Raw genomic sequence first — 17,319 nt, forward strand, 5'->3', positions numbered from 1 at the left:
CTCGCTCCGTTCTGCCAGCACCCGTCTGTTCTGCGGAACAGCATCGTGCTGGCAGAACGAAGGATCTGAGGTCAGTCGAGGTCGGCGTCGGCGAGGTGGCGGCGACCGGGGTCGCAGGTGGGCAGGACGGGGCACCAGCGGCAGACCGGGCCGGTGCGAGCGACGGGCTCGCGGCCGTCGTGGTGTAGCTCGACGAGGCGGGCCACGCCCTCGGCGATGCGGTCGACGGCGGCGAAGAGCACGTCCTCGGTGACGTCCTCGGGCTGGAGGCGCCCGGAGTCGAGGTAGTGGGTGGCCACCCGGCGCGGCGGCGTCCCGAGGCGGAGGGTCTCGACGAGTGCGTAGAAGCGAAGGTCGTCGACGTGGGCGGGCGAGAACATCCCCGTCTTGAGGTCGATGAGCACCTTGCCGGCCACGTTGCCGCGGGCGGCGCCGATGGACAGGTCGACCTTGCCGGACAGGCGCACGGCGTCGCCGCAGAGGTCGGCGCTCACCTTGCTCTCGGTGACGGGCCGCCAGGCCCGCTTGAGCGGTGGCCAGCACTCCAGGAACTTGGCCACCTGGTCGTTGGCCTCGCCCCGCAGCTCGGCCCGGTCGCCCTCCGAGCAGGTCTGGAGCCACTCGCCGAGGCTGCGGTCGCTGTCACGGAGGCGCTCGATGGCGTCGTCCACCAGGACGAGCGGGGGTGGGTTGCCGGCGAGGTTCATCGACAGCTCGATGGCCTTGTGGGCCACGGTGCCCCGGGCCAGCGCCGGCGTCCAGGCGAAGCCGCGGTCGGCGTCCTCGGCGAGGAAGCGCACCTCGCAGCCGTGCACCTGGCTCAGCGTGTGCTTGTTGAGGAACAGGGGGCGCTTGGGGAGCGAGCCCACGAAGGGGTCGATGCGGGCCTCGAGCTCGGCCCGCAGCTCCTGGCGGAGGCCGGCGTCGAAGGTGCGGTCGTCCTCGTCGGTGCTGCGCAACTGGGCCAGCAGGTCGGCCTGTGCGGGGTTGAGGGCGACGTCCTCCACGCCGGGATGGTACGGCCGGCGTCGGGATCCTGTTCAGGGGCACGGGACACACGTCGGCGAACGGCACCATCGCCCATCGAGCGCCACCACCGGGCGCCCGGGGATTCCTGTCAGAGGTCCTGGGGATGATGACGGGGATGGAAGCCACGTCCCTGCGGTTCGCCGCCGCCGCTCGCAGCCTCGGGCACGCCGCCCGTCGGCGCGGGCTGGACGTGCCCGCCTTCCGCAGCCCGCCTCGCCTGGTGGGGGTCGACCGGTCCATCCGCCGGCGGGCCGACGGCGGCGCCACGGTGTCCGTGCGCCTGCGGGGCCGTCCCTGGGTGGCGGTGCTGGCCGACATGGTCGAGGGCGTCGTGGTGGCCAACCGCCTGCAGGGGCCGTCGGCCGACCAGTGCCGCACGGCGATGTGGACCGCGGTCGAGGGCGGCGGCCTCCAGGCCGCCTGAGGGTCGGCTCGCACTAGCGTGAGCGGCCCGGCCCGGGTGGCGTAACTGGCAAACGCGGAGGGCTTAAACCCCTCTGGGGCTCCGGCCCCGTGCGGGTTCGATCCCCGCCCCGGGCACCACCCACGCCACCGCGGCGCCCACGCGGGAACCTCGTCGTACAAACCCGTCGCCCGGTGCTCTCTTAGGTTGTGGACGTGGGGACGGTGGAGGGGGAGCAGGCGGCGTTCCGTGCCTTCGTCGACGAGGTCGAGCCCCGGCTGCGCCGGGCCTTCACGCTCCTGCGAGGTGCGGACGGCGGCGCCGACGCCACGGCCGAGGCGCTGGCGTGGGCCTGGGAGCACTGGGGCGAGGTGCAGGCGATGACCAACCCGGCGGGGTACCTGTACCGGGTCGGCAGCAGTCGGACCCGACGCCCGCGCCCACGGTTCTCGCCGCCACCCGTGCCTGCGGACGCGCTCGGCTTCGAGCCCGGGCTCGTCCCGGCGCTGGCCCGACTGTCGGTGCGGCAGCGGACGGCCGTGGTGCTGATCCACGGTTGTGGATGGACCCACCAGGAGGTCGCCGATGCGCTCGACGTTTCCCGGTCGTCCGTGGGCACCCACGTCGAGCGGGCCATGAGCAGCCTGCGCAAGGAACTGGGAGTCGAGTCCGATGTCTGACGTCGCAGAGCAGATCCGGGCCTGGGCCGACGCGGCGGCGCCGGTGGACGCCGTCCCGAGCTCGCGCAGCGCGGAGGTCGCGGCGCTGGCCGATCGGGCCCGGCGTCGGCGGCCGCCGAGGCTCCTCGCTGCGGCCGCCGTCACGGTGTTCGTGGCGGCGCTCGCCGGCCTACTGCTGACCCTCGACCACGACGGCCCGCAGTCGGTGACCACGGGCCCCGCCGAGAGCACCGTCGACGCGGAGCCGGTCACCTTCGACGTGCTGGCGGTCACGGACGGGTCGGACCTCAACAGCCTGGGCGTCCTGAGGGCGGCCGCGTCACCCACACAACTGGCCGGACTTTGGGAGGTCGTCGGCGCTGACGGGGCCGCGCCGACCGTCGACTTCGGCGAACAGGTCGTGGTGAGCATCACCGTCCCCGACGACGCCTGCCCCCCGACCCTCGTGGCGTTCGACCGCGACGGCTCGACCGTCTCACCCCGGTTCGTCGAGCCCGGCGGTGGATGCGACGGGCCGCTGATCCCCCGGACCTTCGTCGCCGCGCTCGATCGGTCGACCACCGGCCCCGCGTTCCGGCTCGTCCTTCCCGGCCAGCCGCAGTACGAGTTCGGCGAGACGTTCCTGGACGTCGGCGGCGAGGTGCCGGGCGTCTACGGCGCCACGGCCGCCTTCCACCTGTCCGACGACACGATGGCGACCGGGTCGACGATCGCCGGGACTGTGCAGGTGTACAACTACGCCGACGAAGTCCTCGAGGCGTCGACCTGTGGTGCCTACTTCGTGGTGGTCCTCGAGGGCGAGGCCGCGACCCAGCTGTACTCACGGCCCCGGTGCCTTGAGCGCTTCGTCGTCCCGCTGGGGATCTCCAGCTATCCCGTCACTGCGAAGGCCACCTTCCTGACCTGCATCAACGGTGAGGGATCCGAGCTGGTGCCTGCGTGCCTCCCCGACGGTTCGATGCCGACGTTGCCGCCCGGCACCTACGAGGCGCGGATCGTCCAGCCCGACGACGCCATCCCGGTGTCGGGGCCCATCACCGTCACCGTCACCTGAGGCACGGCGGCAGGAGAGCCGTGGGCCATGCTCTGGGCCATGAGCATCGACGAGCGTCGTGAAGCGGGGCGGGCCTTGCGCCACGAGGTGCCGAGGTCGGCCCACGCCGCATGGGCACCGTGGGACGGTCGGCGTGACCCGGTCGATGTCTTGGAGCAGCAGGGCGACGACCGTGCTCCCGAGCTGGTGCCCATCCGCTACGGGCGCATGGCCGAGTCGCCCTTCTCCTTCTTCCGGGGCGGCGCCGCCCTGATGGCCATGGACCTCGCCACGACGCCGGTCACCGGCCTCCGGGTGCAGGCCTGCGGGGACGCCCACGTCAACAACTTCGGGAAGTTCGCCACGCCCGAGCGCAACGTCGCCTTCGACATCAACGACTTCGACGAGACCCTGCCCGGCCCGTGGGAGTGGGACGTGAAGCGCCTCGGCGCCAGCCTCTACGTGCTCGGCCGCCAGCGCGGGTTCGGCCGCAGCCGGTGCGAGGCCATCGTCGGTGCTGCGGTGCGCACGTACCGCGAGCGCCTCGCCGAGGCCGCCACGCGCACGACCATGGAGCTCTGGTACGACCGCATCCACATCGGCCAGGTGCTCGACCACTTCCCCAAGCGCTACCGGGCCCAGGTGCACCGCGACGTGGCCAAGGCCCGCCGCAAGGGCCACCGTCGGGCCATCGCCCGTCTCACCCGGGCGGTGGACGGCCGCCTCGCCTTCGTGGAGGCGCCGCCGCTGCAGGTCCACATCGACCGCACCGATGCCGTGCGGGACGACCTCGAGCCCATGATCGAGCAGTACCGGCAGAGCCTGAGCGAGGACCGGCGGGTGCTGTTCGACCGCTTCGAGGTGGTCGACGTCGCCCGACGGGTCGTGGGCGTCGGCAGCGTCGGCACCCGTTGCTGGGTGGTGCTGCTGCAGGGCCCCGACCACGCGGAGGGCGACCATCTCGTTCTCCAGGTGAAGGAGGCACAGGCGTCGGTGCTCGAGCCCTATTCCGGCCCGCTCACCCAGGCCAGCAACGGCGAGCGGGTGGTGGTCGGTCAGCGCCTCACCCAGGCCGCCAGCGACCTGTTCCTCGGCTGGTGCGTGGGCCCCACCACGAAGCGCACCTACTACGTGCGCCAACTGTGGGACGTGAAGGGCCAGAGCGACGTCCTGAAGATGGACGCCGGCAACCTCAGCCACTACGCCGCCTTGTGCGGTTGGGCGCTGGCGCGAGCGCACGCCCGGACCGGCGACCCCGTCCAGTTGGCGGCGTACCTCGGTGGCGGCGACCGCTTCGACCGGGCCATCGTCGCCTTCTCGGCCGCCTACGCGGCGACCAACGCCGCCGACCACGAGGCCCTGCTCGACGCCATCGCCACCGGCCGCGTCGAGGCCGAGTTCCTCGCCTGATCGCCGCCGGCACGGTTCCCTCGTTCCGGGAAGGCGGATGCCGCTGCGGGCGGCACCTCGCTGCCGAGAACTGACGTCCTCGGGAGTGCGGGCGCCCGCCGCCCGCCGGGGGTGGCAAGACTGGGCTCGTGTCGCTCGTGTTCCGGTCACTGGGTCGGGGTGACCTGGAGGTGCTCGCCGGCTGGTTGGCGGCGCCACACGTCGACGAGTGGTGGGGCGAGGATGCCGACCTCGCTGCGGTCGAGGCCCGCTACGGGCCGGGCATCGACGGCGACGACCACACGGAGTACTTCATCGTCGAGCGCGACGGCGCGCCCTTCGGGTTCGTCCAGCGCTACCGCCTGGCCGACGAGCCCGACTGGGTCGAGTCCCTCCGTCCGACGGGCGCGCCACTCGACGGCGCCGGGCTGGACTACCTCATCGCCGACTCCGCCCAGATCGGCCAGGGTCTCGGCACCGCGATGCTGGCCGAGTTCGTGGCCGACACTTGGCGGCGCTACCCCGAGGTGTCGGCGTTGGTGGTCGACGTCGACCCCGCCAACCGCCGGTCGTGGCGAACACTCGAACGCCTCGGCTTCGAGCGGATCTGGGAAGGCGACCTCGAGGCCGAGGACCCCGCCGACGCCGGCCCCGCGTTGGTCTACGTGCTGGCGCGCCCCACGGACTCGTCCAGCCAGGCCAGGTAGGCGGGCAGGCCGTCGACCACGGGGACCACGATGCACTCGGGGGTGTCGTACGAGTGGTGCTCGGTCAGGAACGCCTTGACCGCGTCGACCCGGTCGGCCCGGGTCTTGATCAGCAGCAGGCGCTCGTCGGCGGTCTCGACCGCGCCCTGCCAGCGGTAGGTGGAGGCGATGGGCATCGCCTGCACGCACGCCGCCAGTCGGGCCTCGACCAGCCCACGGGCCAGCGCTGCCGCCTCCTCGGGATCGTCGGTGGTGGTCATGACCACGACGTGCTCGGCGCGGTCGTCGTCCATGCCGCGATCTTGCCGCATCCAGGTCACCTCGGTGCTGAGGGTGGCCCGCCGCCACCGTGCGTGGCGGAGCAGCCGTCACCAACGGGGCCTCGTGGTTCGGTCGCAACGCCGTCACGGCCACGGGGCGTGGCGAGACCGATCGGAGCGCGTCAGGCGGTGACCCAGATGAGGACCTCGGCGCCGGCGGGGCCGGCGGTGAGGGTGGGGGAGCCGGCGCCGGTGAGGCGCACGGCGTCGCCTTCGGCAAGCTCGCCGGCGCCCTCGAGTGCGGCCGAGCCCTGGGCCACGAAGAGGTGGACGTGGCGACCGTCGGGCACCGACACGACCTCACCGGTCCCGAGGCGGCCGCCCCAGAGCACGGCGTCGCGCTGGCGGATGCCGATGGCGGCGTCGTGGCCCTGGCCGGAAGCGATGGGCTGGAGGCCGCCCTTGTCGAGCTCGCCGTTGATGTCGAGCTGCTCGTAGCCGGGGTCGATGCGCTCGGTGTCGGGCAGGACCCACATCTGCACGAAATGCACGTCCTCGCCCGGCGACGGGTTCATCTCGGAGTGCCAGATGCCCGTGCCGGCGCTCATGCGCTGGGCCAGGCCCGGATAGATCTCGCCGTGGTTGCCCTCGGAGTCCTTGTGCTCCAGGCGCCCCGACAGGACCCAGGTGATGATCTCCATGTCCTGGTGGGGGTGGGTGCTGAATCCCGTGCCGGCCCGGACCCGGTCGTCGTTGGACACGAGCAGCAGGCCGTGGCCCACGTTGGTGGGGTCGTAGTGGCGGCCGAAGCTGAAGCTGTGGCGGTTGTCGAGCCAGTCGATACGGGTGTGGGGGCGGGTGTCGGCCCGGCGGACGTCGATGGTGGGGGTGGCGCTCATGTCAGCTGCGTCCTCTCGATACTTGCGTGTGCAAGTAACAACGTCGAAGCGGCCCGAACATTCCCGGACCCAAGGAGCCCTCAGAGCCCCATGAGGGCGGTGACCCCGTGGTCCCGGCCGGCGGTGTAGCCGCCGTCGACGGCGATGGCCTGGCCGCTCACGAACGAGGCGTCGTCGGAGAGCAGGTAGGTGCACAGGGCGGCGACCTCGTCAGCCCGGCCGAGTCGTCGCAGCTTGTGCTCCTCGATGGTGGCCTCGGCCACCGCCTCCATGCCGGGCATCCCCACGACCGACTGGTACAGCGGGGTGTCGATGAACCCCGGGCACACGGCGTTGGCCCGGATGCCCTGGCGTCCGTAGTCGATGGCCAGGTTCTTGGTGAGCAGCACGACGCCGCCCTTCGAGGCGTTGTAGGCGCTGCCGCCGGCCGTTCCTTCCAGTCCTTCGACGCTGGCGACGGTGACGATCGAGCCCCGTTCCCCGCCCGGCCGGGGCGCCTGGCCGAGCATCGCCGTGGCGGCGTGCTTGGCCACCAGGAACGTGCCTCGGAGGTTGATGTCGACCACCCGCTGCCACTCGGCGTCGTCGACCAGGTGGACCGGCCCGCCTCCGGCGACGCCGGCGGCGTTGACCACGCCGTCGACCCGACCGAACGAGCCCATCGCGGCACGGAACAGGTCGGCGACGGCGCGCTCGTCGGTGACGTCGGTGGGGACGTCCACGTACTGCTCGCCGGCCTCGCCCGGTGCCTCGGACGCGCCGAGGTCGGCGCCGACCACCCGGGCGCCCTCGTTCACCAGTCGCTCCACCGTGGCGCGTCCGATGCCCGACGCCGCCCCGGTCACCACCACCACCCGCTCGTCGATGCCTCTCATCGGACCACCTCCTTCGTCGCCGCGACGCTAGACACTCGACGCCAGGGGCGCGCGCCGTCAGGTCACGGACGGGCTGGACTCGTCGTCGCTGCCCGACCCCGAACCGGACGAGTCCGTGTCGGCGTCGTCATCGCTGTCGTCGGAGGATCCGGATCCCGAGCCGCTGCCGGATCCCGAGCCGGAGCCCGATCCCGAGCCGCTGCCCGATCCCGAGCCGCTGCCGGATCCCGAGCCGCTGCCCGATCCCGAGCCGGAGCCGGATCCCGAGCCGCTGCCCGACCCCGAGCCGGACCCCGAGCCGGAGCCGGAGCCGGAGCCGGAGCCCGACCCCGAACCGGTGCCCGAACCGCCGGATCCCGAGCCGCCGGATCCGGAGCCGGAGTTGGCGTCGTCATCGTCGTGGCCGGAGGAGGAGGAGCCGGACCCGCTGTTGCTGCCGGACCCGCTGTTGCTGCCCGATCCGTTGGTGCTGCCCGAGCCGCCGGATCCCACCGGGTCGTCGCGGTCCGAGTCGTCACCGGTGGCGCCGCCCCCACCGTTGCCGTCGTCGTCGCCGGCCCCGGAACCGCCGCCACCGCCCGACCCCGAGCCGCCGCCGTCGTCGTCCGTGGTGGCGCCGGCGGATGCGTCGCCGTCGACCTGATCCACCGAGAGGAGCAGGTCGGCACGGGCCAGCAGCACGAGGGCCTCGGCCCGGACCTCGTCCTGGTCGTCGGCGGACAGGTCCCCGAGCTGGGCACGCAGGCGTCGGGCCTCGGCCTCCACGTCGGCGACGTCTGCGGCATCGAGGGCGGCGTCGAGGCGGTCCATGGTGGCGCGCACCTGGGTGAGGGCCACCGACTCGACCGGTAGGCCGAGGGCGTGCGCCGCGGATCGCACAGGCGCCGGCAGGTAGCCGGTGCTGATGGCGTACGCCGTGCCGCCGGACACGATCGCACCACCCACGACCAGCACGACGAACGGACGGGAGAACCCACGGCGGAACCCGGCCAGGAAGCCGGGGGCCCGTCGCTGCGCCCGCTGCTCCTGGACGGCCCGCTGGAGCGCGGCGAGGCCCGTCGGGTCGGGCGCCAGGTCGACCGTCGGCGTCAGGGCGGCGCCGAGCAGGGCGAGGAGCTCGTCGTCGCTGCGGCTCATGTCAGCACCTCCAGGTGGCCTCGCAGCCGTTCGAGCGCCCGGGCCTGGGCCATGCGCACGGCCCCGGGACGCTTGCCCAACGCCGCGGCAGCGTCCTCGGAGCTCAGCCCTGCCACGACGCGCAGCTCGAGCAGCTCCCGGTCACCCTCGCTCAGCTTGGCGAAGGCAGCCCGCACCGCGACGGCCTCCTCGCTCCTGATCAGGTCCTCGTCGAGTTCTCGACGGTCGGCGACCTCCGGCGGTGCGCCCCGGGGGGCGCGGCCGGCCGCCCGGTGCGCGTCGGTCACCACGTGGCGGCAGATGCCGAACAGCCAGCCTTCGAAGCCGTAGCCCTTGGGCTCGAAGCGCCCGATGGCCTTGACGGCCCTGGTCATGGTCTCGCTCACCGCGTCTCTCGCATCGTCGGGGGGCAGGCGGCGGCGGGCATAGGCCAGCAGGCGCGGGTACACGTCGCGATAGATCGCCTCCCAGGCGTCGCTGTCGTGTTCCTTCGCCCGAGCCACCAGGGCCGCGAGGTCCTGCGTGACCGCCACCACCCTTCTCTATCGGTGGCGGCGGACCGGTGTCACACTTTCTTTCCGATGGAGCGCATGACCGGCATGGACGCGGGCTTCCTGTACATGGAGACGCCCACCATCCACATGCACACGATCAAGGCCGCGATCATCGATCCGGCCACCGTTCCCGGGGGCTACACCTTCGAGCGCTTCCGGGAGGTGCTCGGCGAGCGCCTCCACCTGTTGCCGCCGTTCCGCCGGCGGGTGGTGGAGGTGCCCTTGGGGCTGCATCACCCCGTCTGGGTGGACGACCCCGACTTCGACATCGACCGCCACATCCGCCGGGTCGTCCTCGACCAGCCCGCCGGGCGACGGGAGATGGACCGGGCCATCGCCGCCGTCGCCTCGGTGCCGCTCCCCAGGGACCGGCCGCTCTGGGAGATCGTGGTCCTCGAGGGCATGCCCGACGGCCGCATCGGCTTCGTGGCCAAGCTGCACCACTCGCTCGCCGACGGGGTGGCGGCCGCCGAACTGCTGGCCAACGTCATGGACCTCGAGCCCGACCCGCCGGACCCGCCCGTCGACCCCGAGGGCGGCCGGGGCTGGACGGGTGAGGCCGTGCCGTCCCGGTGGGCGCTGCTGTGGGCCGCGGTCGTCGAAGGGTTCCTGGGCCTGGCTCGCATCCCCGCCCTCGTGGGACGCACCCTGCGCAGCCTGGTCGCCGTCGGGCGCCGGCGCCGGGCCGCCGACGTGTCCCCGCCCCTGCCGGTGCTGCACACCCCCAACGTGTCGTTCTCGACCGCGCTGACGCCACGACGCTCCTTCGCCACCGCGACGATGCCGCTCGACGACCTGCGGGCCGTGAAGACCGCGGCGGGTGCCACGGTGAACGACGTCCTGCTCTGCCTCGTCGCCGGGGCGCTCCGCTCGTACCTGCTGGCCCGCGACGAACTGCCGGAGGCGCCGTTGGTGGCCGGCGTCCCCGTCTCCACCGACCGTCCCGAGGAGGTGCGCCGCCTCGGCGGCAACAAGGTGTCGAACCTCTTCACCGCGCTGCCCACCCACCTCGACGATCCGCTGGCCCGCCTCGCCGCGGTGCACGAGGTCACGGCGGCGGCGAAGGAGGTGCACAACCTGCTCGGCGTGGACATGCTCGCCGACTGGGTGGAGTTCACGCCGCCGCGCCCCTACGCCTACCTCGCCCGCCAGTACTCGCGCTTTCGCATCGCCGACCGCCACCGCCCACCGATCAACGTCGTGGTCTCGAACGTCCCCGGCCCCCGCGAGCCGCTGTACATCGCCGGCGCCCGCTTGGAGTCCATCTACTCCGTGGGCCCCGTGCTCGAGGGCATCGGGCTCAACATCACGGCCTGGAGCTACCTCGACCAGGTGCACGTCAGCGCCATCGCCTGCCGCGACGTCATCGCCGACCTGCACGAGATCCTTTCGGGCATGGGAGCGGCCCTCGCGGAGCTCCGAGCGGCGCTCGACCTCCCCGAGTCCGCACCGGCCTGACCGGGGCGCCTCTGACGGGGCCCGCACAGCCGGTACCGTGCGGGCGGTGAGCGACGTGACGGGGCTCGCCCCCGGGCCCGGGTCCGCGCCGAACCCACCACGGCGGGGTGTGTCGCCTCTGGTCGCCGCCCCGGTGGCGGTGCTCTTCGTGGCGGCGTCGATGGGCGTGGCCTGGCTGGCCACCCGGGATGGTGGCGGAGGGGCCGCCGCACCGGCGGCCACCACGACGACCGAGGCGCCGGCCACGTCCACGACGGACGTCCCGGGCCAGCCCCAGCCCGACGACCTCGAGTCGGTGGTGGCGGAGCTGAGCGCGTTCGTGGAGCAGGAGCGGGGCCTCGAATTCGACGAGCCGGTCGAGGTCGAGCTCGCCGAGGACGAGGAGTTCGAGCAGCGCCTCCTCGAGGACTTCGAGGCGGAGGACGAGGCCGACCTGCGCGACACCGAACGGATCTTCCGGGCCCTCGGGTTCCTCGACGACGGGGACGACCTCGTCGAGCAGCTGAAGGGTGTGCTCAGCGGCGGAGTGGTCGGCTTCTACGACCCAGAGACCAACGAACTGGTCGTGCGGGGCGGCTCGCCCACGCCCTACGCCCGGTCCACCATCGTCCACGAACTCACCCACGCCCTCGACGACGAGCACTTCGAGCTCTCCCGGCCCGATCTGGACGAGGCCGACGACGAGACCGGCTTCGCGTTCTCCGCGCTCGTCGAGGGCAACGCCGTCACGGTGGAGGAGGCCTACCAGGACACCTTCACCGACGACGAGCAGCAGGAGTACGACGAGGAAGAGGCGAGCATCGGTGGCGGCACCGACTTCAGCCAGTTCCCCCAGGTGCTCCTGGCGCTGATCGGGGCGCCCTACGAGTTCGGCCCGCCCCTCATCGACGCCATCACCAGCCACGGCGGCGACGAGGCCGTGAACCAGGCCTTCGAGAACCCGCCGGTGTCGAGCGAGCAGGTGCTCGACCCGTCGGTCTACCTCGAGGGCGACGAGCCCCTCGACGTCGCCGAGCCGCCGGCCGACGGCGAGTCGTTCGACCAGGGGACCTTCGGCCAGTATCTCCTGCTCCTGCTGCTCACCGACGGCGGCGTCGACCAGCAGGAGGCGGCGCAGGCCGCCGTGGGCTGGGGCGGCGACCAGTACGTGGCCTGGCGCGACGGCGACGAGACCTGCCTGCGGGTCTCGTTCGAGGGCGACACCTCCGGCGATACCGACGAGATCGCGGACGCGCTCGACGCCTGGGCCGACGGGCGCGACGGCGCCGAGGTCACCACCAACGCCGACGACCAGCCCACGTTGACTTCCTGCGGCTGACCGGCTGCCCGGCTGACCAGCTGACCGGGTCGTCGACGGGCGCTGCCCCGCCGCCTGCCTCCGGCCCGACCGACCCTGCTCGACGCGATGGCGGTCGGTTCCGGCCTCTGGGACGATCGAGCTCCGGGAACCTGCGCCGGGGTCAGCCCAACAGGTCGTTGAGCCCGTTCTCGTCGCCGACGGCGCTCTTCTCGGCCATGGCGTCGAGGAACTGGCGGCCCTCGTCGGAGTCGACGGCCTCGACCATGGCCTTCGGGATGGCCCGCATGACGTAGCCCTCGGGCATCGGTGGGGCGTCGTCCACCCGCCGGGCCAGCGCCGCCTCGATGATGGGGGCGATGCGCTCGGCCTTGGCCGCCGACGCCGCGGGGTCGCGCTCCTTGAACTCGGGCAGCACCTCGGCGGCGAACAGCTCGAGGCTGGACATGATGTCCTCGTGGCGGTTGCGGCCCGCCTGCATCACGAAGATCACCTGGTCGACCCCCGCCTCCTCGTAGCGGCGCAGGTACTCCCGGATCTGGTCGGGCGTCCCCACGGCACCTCGAAGCCCGCTGGTGTCGCCCGCGGCCACCTGTGCGCCGAGCACCTCCTTCTTGGCGGCGATGGCGGCCTCGGGGGAGTAGCCCATCTGGTCGCGCTTGGCCATGAACTCCTGCCACACGTCGGTGTGGCCGGGGACGTGGTCGCCGAACACGTAGTAGTGGGCGAGCGAGTAGCCGAAGAAGTTGCCACCCTCGAGGCCCATGGCGATGGCGGCGTCCTCGGTGGGCGCGCACATCATCGGGGTGACGCACGCGATGTTGTGGTTGACGGCCTTGCCCACCGGGACACACTTCTCTGCCATCACCGCGGTGTAGTCGTCGACCCAGTGGCGGGCCTCCTCGGGGTCGATGAAGGCGAAGGCGAGGGCGCCGATGCCCTTCTCGGCGGCGAGGAGGATGGTGTCCCGCCGCGAGCAGGCCACCCACAGCGGCGGGTGGGGCTTCTGCATCGGCTTGGGAACGACGTTGCGGGGCGGGATGCTGGCGAAGGTGCCCTCGTGGCCGGTGAAGGGGTCCTCGGTCATGGCCCGGATGGCCACCTGGAGGCCCTCGAGCCACTGGTCGCGCTTGACCGCGGGGTCGATGCCGAAGCCGCCCAGTTCGGCCTCGGAGGACGATTCGCCCGAGCCGAACTCCGCCCGGCCGCCGGACACGAGGTCGAGCATGGCCACCCGCTCGGCGGTGCGGACGGGGTGGTTGTAGCCGGGCGCGGTCTGGATGATGCCGTGGCCGAGGCGCATCTGCTTCGTCCGCTGACTGGCGGCGGCGAGGAAGACCTCGGGGGCGCTCGAGTGCGAGTACTCCTCGAGGAAGTGGTGCTCGACCTCCCACACGTACTCGATGCCCAACTGGTCGGCGTACTCGATCTGGTCGAGCGCCTCCTGCACGAGGCGGTGCTCGCTGTCGGGGTCCCACGGGCGGGGCAGCTGGTGCTCGTAGAACAGTCCGAACTTCATCGCGACGCCTCCTCGGGTGGGCCGGCCAAGGCTAGAGCGGTTCGGGCGTGGGCTCGGACGCCGCTCAGTTGTGCAAGGGGAGCAGCTCCGCGGCGACGGCCTCGAGCTCGGCGGTCCAGTCCATCGGCTCCGCCAGTGGGAGCACCACGAACTTGGAGGCGCCGGCCTCGATCATCTCCTCCAGGCGGGACCGCAGCTCGGGGAGCTGGCCGGCACGATCTTGCGGGGGTCGTCGAGGTCGGGCCGCCGGCGCAGGATGAACTCGCCCAGTGCCTCGGGCACCTCGCCGTGGGCGTAGGCCACGAGGGCGCCGAAGTGCTCGGGGTCGATCTGGCGGCCGGCGGCGTCGGCCGCCTCCTGGACCGCGGCGCGGCCCTTGCGCACGTCGTCGGCGTCGCAGAACGAGGGCAGCCAGCCGTCGCCGAGGCGACCGACCCGGCGCAGCTCGGACGGCGCCTGGCCGCCGAGCCACACGTCGAGCGGCTGCTGGACGGGCTTGGGGCGCACGGTCACGCCGTCGAGGTGCCAGCGGGCGCCGTCGTGGTGGACGTCGTCCTCCTCCCACAGGCGGCGCATGAGGGGGAGTGCCTCGTCGAAGAGCGCGGCCCGCTCGGCGCGCTCGACGCCGAAGGCCTGCTGCTCTCGGGGGTCGGCCACGCCGAGCCCAAAGGCGGGGAGCAGGCGGCCGTTCGACATCCGGTCGAGGCTGGCCAGGGCCTTGGCCGTCAGCACGGGGTTGCGGCCCGGGAGCACCATCACGCTCATCCCGAACTTCAGCCGTTGCGTGCGGGCGGCGGCGAACGACATGGCCACGACGGGGTCCGGCGCCTCGCCGCTCACCCGCTCGCTGACCCACAGCGAATCGAAGCCGAACCGCTCGAGGTCGTCGACCAGGGTGGTGTAGCCCTCCTGGTCGTTGGTCGTGCTCCGAGCCCCCAGGCCGTACCCCACGCGCACCTTCATCGTCCCTTCCTAGCCGGACCGTGCCGCCGTTGGGAGCGCGGCGGCGCTCGTGGCGGGGGGTCAGCCTCGGTGCGGCCCGCCTCGGCGCCGCCGATCGGCCTTGGCTCGGTGCGCGACCGACCGGGCGCACCCGGATGACCGGTTGGTCGCCTGGCTCGTCCGCCCTCCGGTCGCATCACGTGCGGCCGGGGGCCCGGGCGGCCGCCCCAGGGTGCCGCCGTCACTACGCTGCGGCTCCGTGACGGACGTGACCGAGCCGGACCCCGACGGGTTGCTGCGGCTCGACGGGCGGGTGGCCATCGTCACCGGTGCGTCGGGCGGCCTGGGCGAGCGCTTCGCCCGTGTCCTGCACGCCGCCGGGGCGACGGTCGTCGGCGGGGCCCGCCGCCTCGACCGCATGGAGGCGCTCGCCGAGGAGCTGGAGCGCTTCGTGCCCGTCGCCTGCGACGTCGCCGTCGACGACGACCTGGCCCGGCTCGTCGCCGTAGCCGACGAGGTGGCCGGCGGGCGCATCGACGTGCTCGTCAACAACGCCGGCATCAGCGACGGTCCCCAGCCCGCGCTCGACGAGGACCCCGCCGAGTTCCGCCGCGTCGTCGACGTCGATCTCAACGCCCTGTTCGTGCTCACCCAGCTGGTCGCCGCCCGCATGATCTCGGCCGGCGCGGGGAGCATCGTCAACATCTCGTCAGTGCACGGCCTCGTCGCCGCGGCGCCGAACAATCAGGCGGGCTACGTCGCCGCCAAAGCCGCCGTCGTCGGCCTCACCCGGGAGCTGGCCTGCCAGTGGGCGACCACCGGCGTGCGGGTGAACGCCATCGCCCCGGGCTACTTCGCCTCCGAGCTGACCGAGGCCATGCTCGAGGTGGAGAGCGGCCGGCGCTGGATCGAGCGCAACACCCCGATGCGTCGCCCCGGGGCGATGCACGAGCTCGACGGCGCCCTGCTCTTCCTCGCCGGCGACGCCAGCACCTACGTGACCGGCCAGGTCCTCGCCGTCGACGGCGGCTTCACCGCCCGATGATCCACCGCTCGCTGCACCCGGCATCCCAGGAGGACCTGCCATGAAGGTCGACCTCACCGTCCGCGACTACCTCGACCGCGCCGCCAACGTCTACGGCGAGCGCATCGGGGTGGTCGATGAGCCCGACCAGCCGGCGGCGTCGCTGGGCGAGCTGACCTACGCCCGCATCGCGGAGCTGGCCCGGGGCCAGGCCGCGGCGCTCGACGCCATGGGCATCGGCCGGGGCGAACGGGTGGCGATGGTCTCCCAGAACGCCGCCCGCATGCTGGTCTCGTTCTTCGGGGTGAGCGGCTGGGGCCGGGTGTTCGTGCCCATCAACTTCCGCCTCAGCCCGGCGGAGATCTCCTACATCGTCGAGCACTGCGGGGCGTCGCTGCTGCTGGTCGACCCTGAGCTGGACGAGGCGCTGTCGTCCGTGACCGCGCCGCGGCGGATGGTCATCGGGGCGGACACCGACGCCGAGCTCTTCGGCATGGACCTCGAGGCCGAGCCCGAGCCGTGGGAGCCCGACGAGGACGCCACCGCCACCATCAACTACACGAGCGGCACCACGGCTCGCCCCAAGGGCGTGCAGATGACCCACCGAAACCTCTGGATCAACGCCATGGGCTTCGGCTGGCACGCCGGCGTGAACGACCGTGACGTGTACCTGCACACACTGCCGATGTTCCACTGCAACGGTTGGGGCATGCCCTACGCGGTGTCGGGCATGGGCGTGCGCCAGGTCGTGCTGCGCAAGATCGACGGCGCCGAGATCCTGCGTCGCGTCGAGGCCCAGGGGGTCACCCTGCTCTGCGCGGCGCCGGCGGTCGTGGCTGCCGTGCTCGATGCCGCCGGCGACTGGGACGGGCCGATCCCCGGCGCCGGCACCACCCGCATCGTGGTGGCCGGCGCGCCGCCGCCGACGCGCACCATCGAGCGAGTCGAGACCGAGCTGGGCTGGGAGTTCATCCAGATCTACGGCCTCACCGAGACCGCCCCCGTCCTGACCATGAACCGCGGCCGCGCCGAGTGGGACGACCTGTCCTCGAGCGAACGGGCCCAGCTGCTGAGCCGGGCCGGCGCCCCCGTCGTGGGTGTGCAGCTGCAGGTCGATGGCCAGGGCGAGGTGCTCGCCCGCGGAAACATGGTGCTGGAGGGCTACTGGGAGCAGCCCGAGGCCACCGCCGACGCCATCGTCGACGGCTGGTTCCACACCGGCGACGGCGGCACCATCGAGGACAGCTACCTCACCATCTCCGACCGCAAGAAGGACGTGATCATCTCCGGCGGCGAGAACGTCTCGTCCATCGAGGTCGAGGACGCCCTGTTCTCCCACCCCGCGGTGAGCGAGGTCTGCGTCATCGGCGTCCCCGACGAGAAGTGGGGCGAGACCGTCAAGGCCCTCGTGGTCGTCACCGACGACGTCACCGAGCAGGAGCTCATCGACCACTGCCGCGAGCGCCTGGCCCACTACAAGTGCCCGACGAGCATCGAGTTCCGCGACGAGCTCGCCCGCACGGCGACCGGCAAGCTCCAGAAGTTCAAGCTCCGCGCCCCCTACTGGGAAGGCAGGGACCGCCAGGTCAACTGAGGCGGCCGCGGCGGCGGTGTTGCGCTGCTCACGACGCAGCTGCGGATAGATCGGGATGTTCAGGCGCGACACTCTGCCTCGATGGCGGCCCGCAGCCGTCTGCCTCGGCCCTGCCGTCGATCCAGTCGTGTCCAGTGATGACATTCAGAATCTCGTAGATGGCGCCTACAGGGACGGAGGGCGCGTCCCTTAATTCCAGGTGTGCGCACTGCTGAAGCCACGCTCGGTGGAAGGTGACCGAGCTCACCTCGTCGACGCTCAATCGATATCTGCGGCCCTGATTCGACACAGACACGAACCCATCGGCGACGCGTACCCATGTCAGGCTCAACATGTAGAGCGCGATCTCGATAGCGGCGATCACCAGAACCGCAATCAGGCTCTACGCGACTGAGTGGGGAGAGCGGGTTCGGATCCGGGGTGGGCGTGGGCGGGTGGGCCAGGTGATCCCGCCGGCGTGGAGCAGGACTCGGAGCCGGTAGTTCTCGAACGAGCGGAAGCCGTGACCGCACCGCTTGA

Annotated in this window: 17 protein-coding genes and 1 tRNA gene; 10 read left to right on the forward strand and 8 right to left on the reverse strand. The window is 72.4% G+C overall.

Annotated features, from left to right (window positions below; translation table 11 throughout):
• Positions 1 to 71 precede the first annotated feature (71 nt).
• Entirely contained in the window at positions 72 to 1,007 is a 936-nt protein-coding gene (locus JNK12_19745) for a PD-(D/E)XK nuclease family protein (protein ID MBL8778182.1), read from the reverse strand.
• Between the two features lie 137 nt (positions 1,008 to 1,144).
• Between JNK12_19745 and JNK12_19750 the strand changes: the two genes are divergently transcribed.
• From JNK12_19750 to JNK12_19775, 6 genes are all read left to right on the forward strand, one after another.
• Complete coding sequence (locus JNK12_19750; GenBank protein ID MBL8778183.1) at positions 1,145 to 1,453, forward strand: hypothetical protein; 309 nt, start codon at positions 1,145 to 1,147, stop codon at positions 1,451 to 1,453.
• Positions 1,454 to 1,483: 30 nt separating this feature from the next.
• Positions 1,484 to 1,572: transfer RNA gene (locus tag JNK12_19755), tRNA-Leu, on the forward strand.
• A gap of 75 nt (positions 1,573 to 1,647) precedes the next feature.
• Positions 1,648 to 2,112: a sigma-70 family RNA polymerase sigma factor gene (locus tag JNK12_19760; protein MBL8778184.1), complete on the forward strand. Its 465-nt coding sequence runs from the start codon at positions 1,648 to 1,650 to the stop codon at positions 2,110 to 2,112.
• Positions 2,105 to 3,166, forward strand: a complete 1,062-nt coding sequence (locus JNK12_19765) for a hypothetical protein (GenBank protein MBL8778185.1) — start codon at positions 2,105 to 2,107, stop codon at positions 3,164 to 3,166. Before JNK12_19760 ends, JNK12_19765 begins: the two co-directional genes overlap by 8 nt.
• Positions 3,167 to 3,205: 39 nt before the next feature.
• A complete protein-coding gene (locus tag JNK12_19770) occupies positions 3,206 to 4,555 on the forward strand; it encodes a DUF2252 domain-containing protein (GenBank protein MBL8778186.1) in 1,350 nt (449 codons plus the stop codon).
• Between the two features lie 128 nt (positions 4,556 to 4,683).
• Positions 4,684 to 5,241, forward strand: a complete 558-nt coding sequence (locus tag JNK12_19775; protein MBL8778187.1) for an acetyltransferase — start codon at positions 4,684 to 4,686, stop codon at positions 5,239 to 5,241.
• Here the strand turns inward: JNK12_19775 and JNK12_19780 are convergent.
• The 5 genes from JNK12_19780 to JNK12_19800 all read right to left on the reverse strand — a co-directional run bounded on the left by JNK12_19780 (position 5,196) and on the right by JNK12_19800 (position 8,945).
• Positions 5,196 to 5,534, reverse strand: coding sequence for a divalent-cation tolerance protein CutA (locus JNK12_19780; protein MBL8778188.1), 339 nt, complete (start codon positions 5,532 to 5,534; stop codon positions 5,196 to 5,198). The genes JNK12_19775 and JNK12_19780 overlap by 46 nt on opposite strands.
• A gap of 149 nt (positions 5,535 to 5,683) precedes the next feature.
• Positions 5,684 to 6,400 (reverse strand): pirin family protein, encoded by a 717-nt coding sequence (locus JNK12_19785; protein MBL8778189.1) that lies wholly within the window; start codon positions 6,398 to 6,400, stop codon positions 5,684 to 5,686.
• 80 nt (positions 6,401 to 6,480) lie between these two features.
• The gene (locus JNK12_19790; protein MBL8778190.1) at positions 6,481 to 7,275 is read right to left on the reverse strand and encodes an SDR family oxidoreductase; all 795 of its coding nucleotides are present in this window, start codon (positions 7,273 to 7,275) and stop codon (positions 6,481 to 6,483) included.
• Between the two features lie 57 nt (positions 7,276 to 7,332).
• Positions 7,333 to 8,412, reverse strand: coding sequence for a hypothetical protein (locus JNK12_19795; protein MBL8778191.1), 1,080 nt, complete (start codon positions 8,410 to 8,412; stop codon positions 7,333 to 7,335).
• Positions 8,409 to 8,945, reverse strand: a complete 537-nt coding sequence (locus JNK12_19800; protein ID MBL8778192.1) for a sigma-70 family RNA polymerase sigma factor — start codon at positions 8,943 to 8,945, stop codon at positions 8,409 to 8,411. The genes JNK12_19795 and JNK12_19800 overlap by 4 nt, the downstream gene beginning before the upstream one ends.
• A 48-nt stretch (positions 8,946 to 8,993) precedes the next feature.
• Between JNK12_19800 and JNK12_19805 the strand changes: the two genes are divergently transcribed.
• Together JNK12_19805 and JNK12_19810 are read left to right on the forward strand one after the other, a co-directional pair.
• Complete coding sequence (locus tag JNK12_19805) at positions 8,994 to 10,424, forward strand: wax ester/triacylglycerol synthase family O-acyltransferase (protein MBL8778193.1); 1,431 nt, start codon at positions 8,994 to 8,996, stop codon at positions 10,422 to 10,424.
• 46 nt (positions 10,425 to 10,470) lie between these two features.
• The gene (locus JNK12_19810) at positions 10,471 to 11,742 is read left to right on the forward strand and encodes a hypothetical protein (protein ID MBL8778194.1); all 1,272 of its coding nucleotides are present in this window, start codon (positions 10,471 to 10,473) and stop codon (positions 11,740 to 11,742) included.
• 142 nt (positions 11,743 to 11,884) lie between these two features.
• Here JNK12_19810 and JNK12_19815 read toward each other — a convergent pair whose 3' ends face one another.
• Together JNK12_19815 and JNK12_19820 are read right to left on the reverse strand one after the other, a co-directional pair.
• The gene (locus JNK12_19815; GenBank protein MBL8778195.1) at positions 11,885 to 13,240 is read right to left on the reverse strand and encodes an LLM class flavin-dependent oxidoreductase; all 1,356 of its coding nucleotides are present in this window, start codon (positions 13,238 to 13,240) and stop codon (positions 11,885 to 11,887) included.
• Between the two features lie 171 nt (positions 13,241 to 13,411).
• Entirely contained in the window at positions 13,412 to 14,203 is a 792-nt protein-coding gene (locus JNK12_19820) for a TIGR03619 family F420-dependent LLM class oxidoreductase (GenBank protein MBL8778196.1), read from the reverse strand.
• A gap of 271 nt (positions 14,204 to 14,474) precedes the next feature.
• Between JNK12_19820 and JNK12_19825 the strand changes: the two genes are divergently transcribed.
• The gene (locus JNK12_19825) at positions 14,475 to 15,227 is read left to right on the forward strand and encodes an SDR family oxidoreductase (GenBank protein ID MBL8778197.1); all 753 of its coding nucleotides are present in this window, start codon (positions 14,475 to 14,477) and stop codon (positions 15,225 to 15,227) included.
• Positions 15,228 to 15,267: 40 nt separating this feature from the next.
• Positions 15,268 to 16,800, forward strand: a complete 1,533-nt coding sequence (locus JNK12_19830; GenBank protein MBL8778198.1) for an AMP-binding protein — start codon at positions 15,268 to 15,270, stop codon at positions 16,798 to 16,800.
• The last annotated feature ends 519 nt before the right edge of the window (positions 16,801 to 17,319 follow it).

The organism is Acidimicrobiales bacterium, assembly GCA_016794585.1.
Lineage (GTDB): Bacteria > Actinomycetota > Acidimicrobiia > Acidimicrobiales > DATDAH01 > JAEUJM01.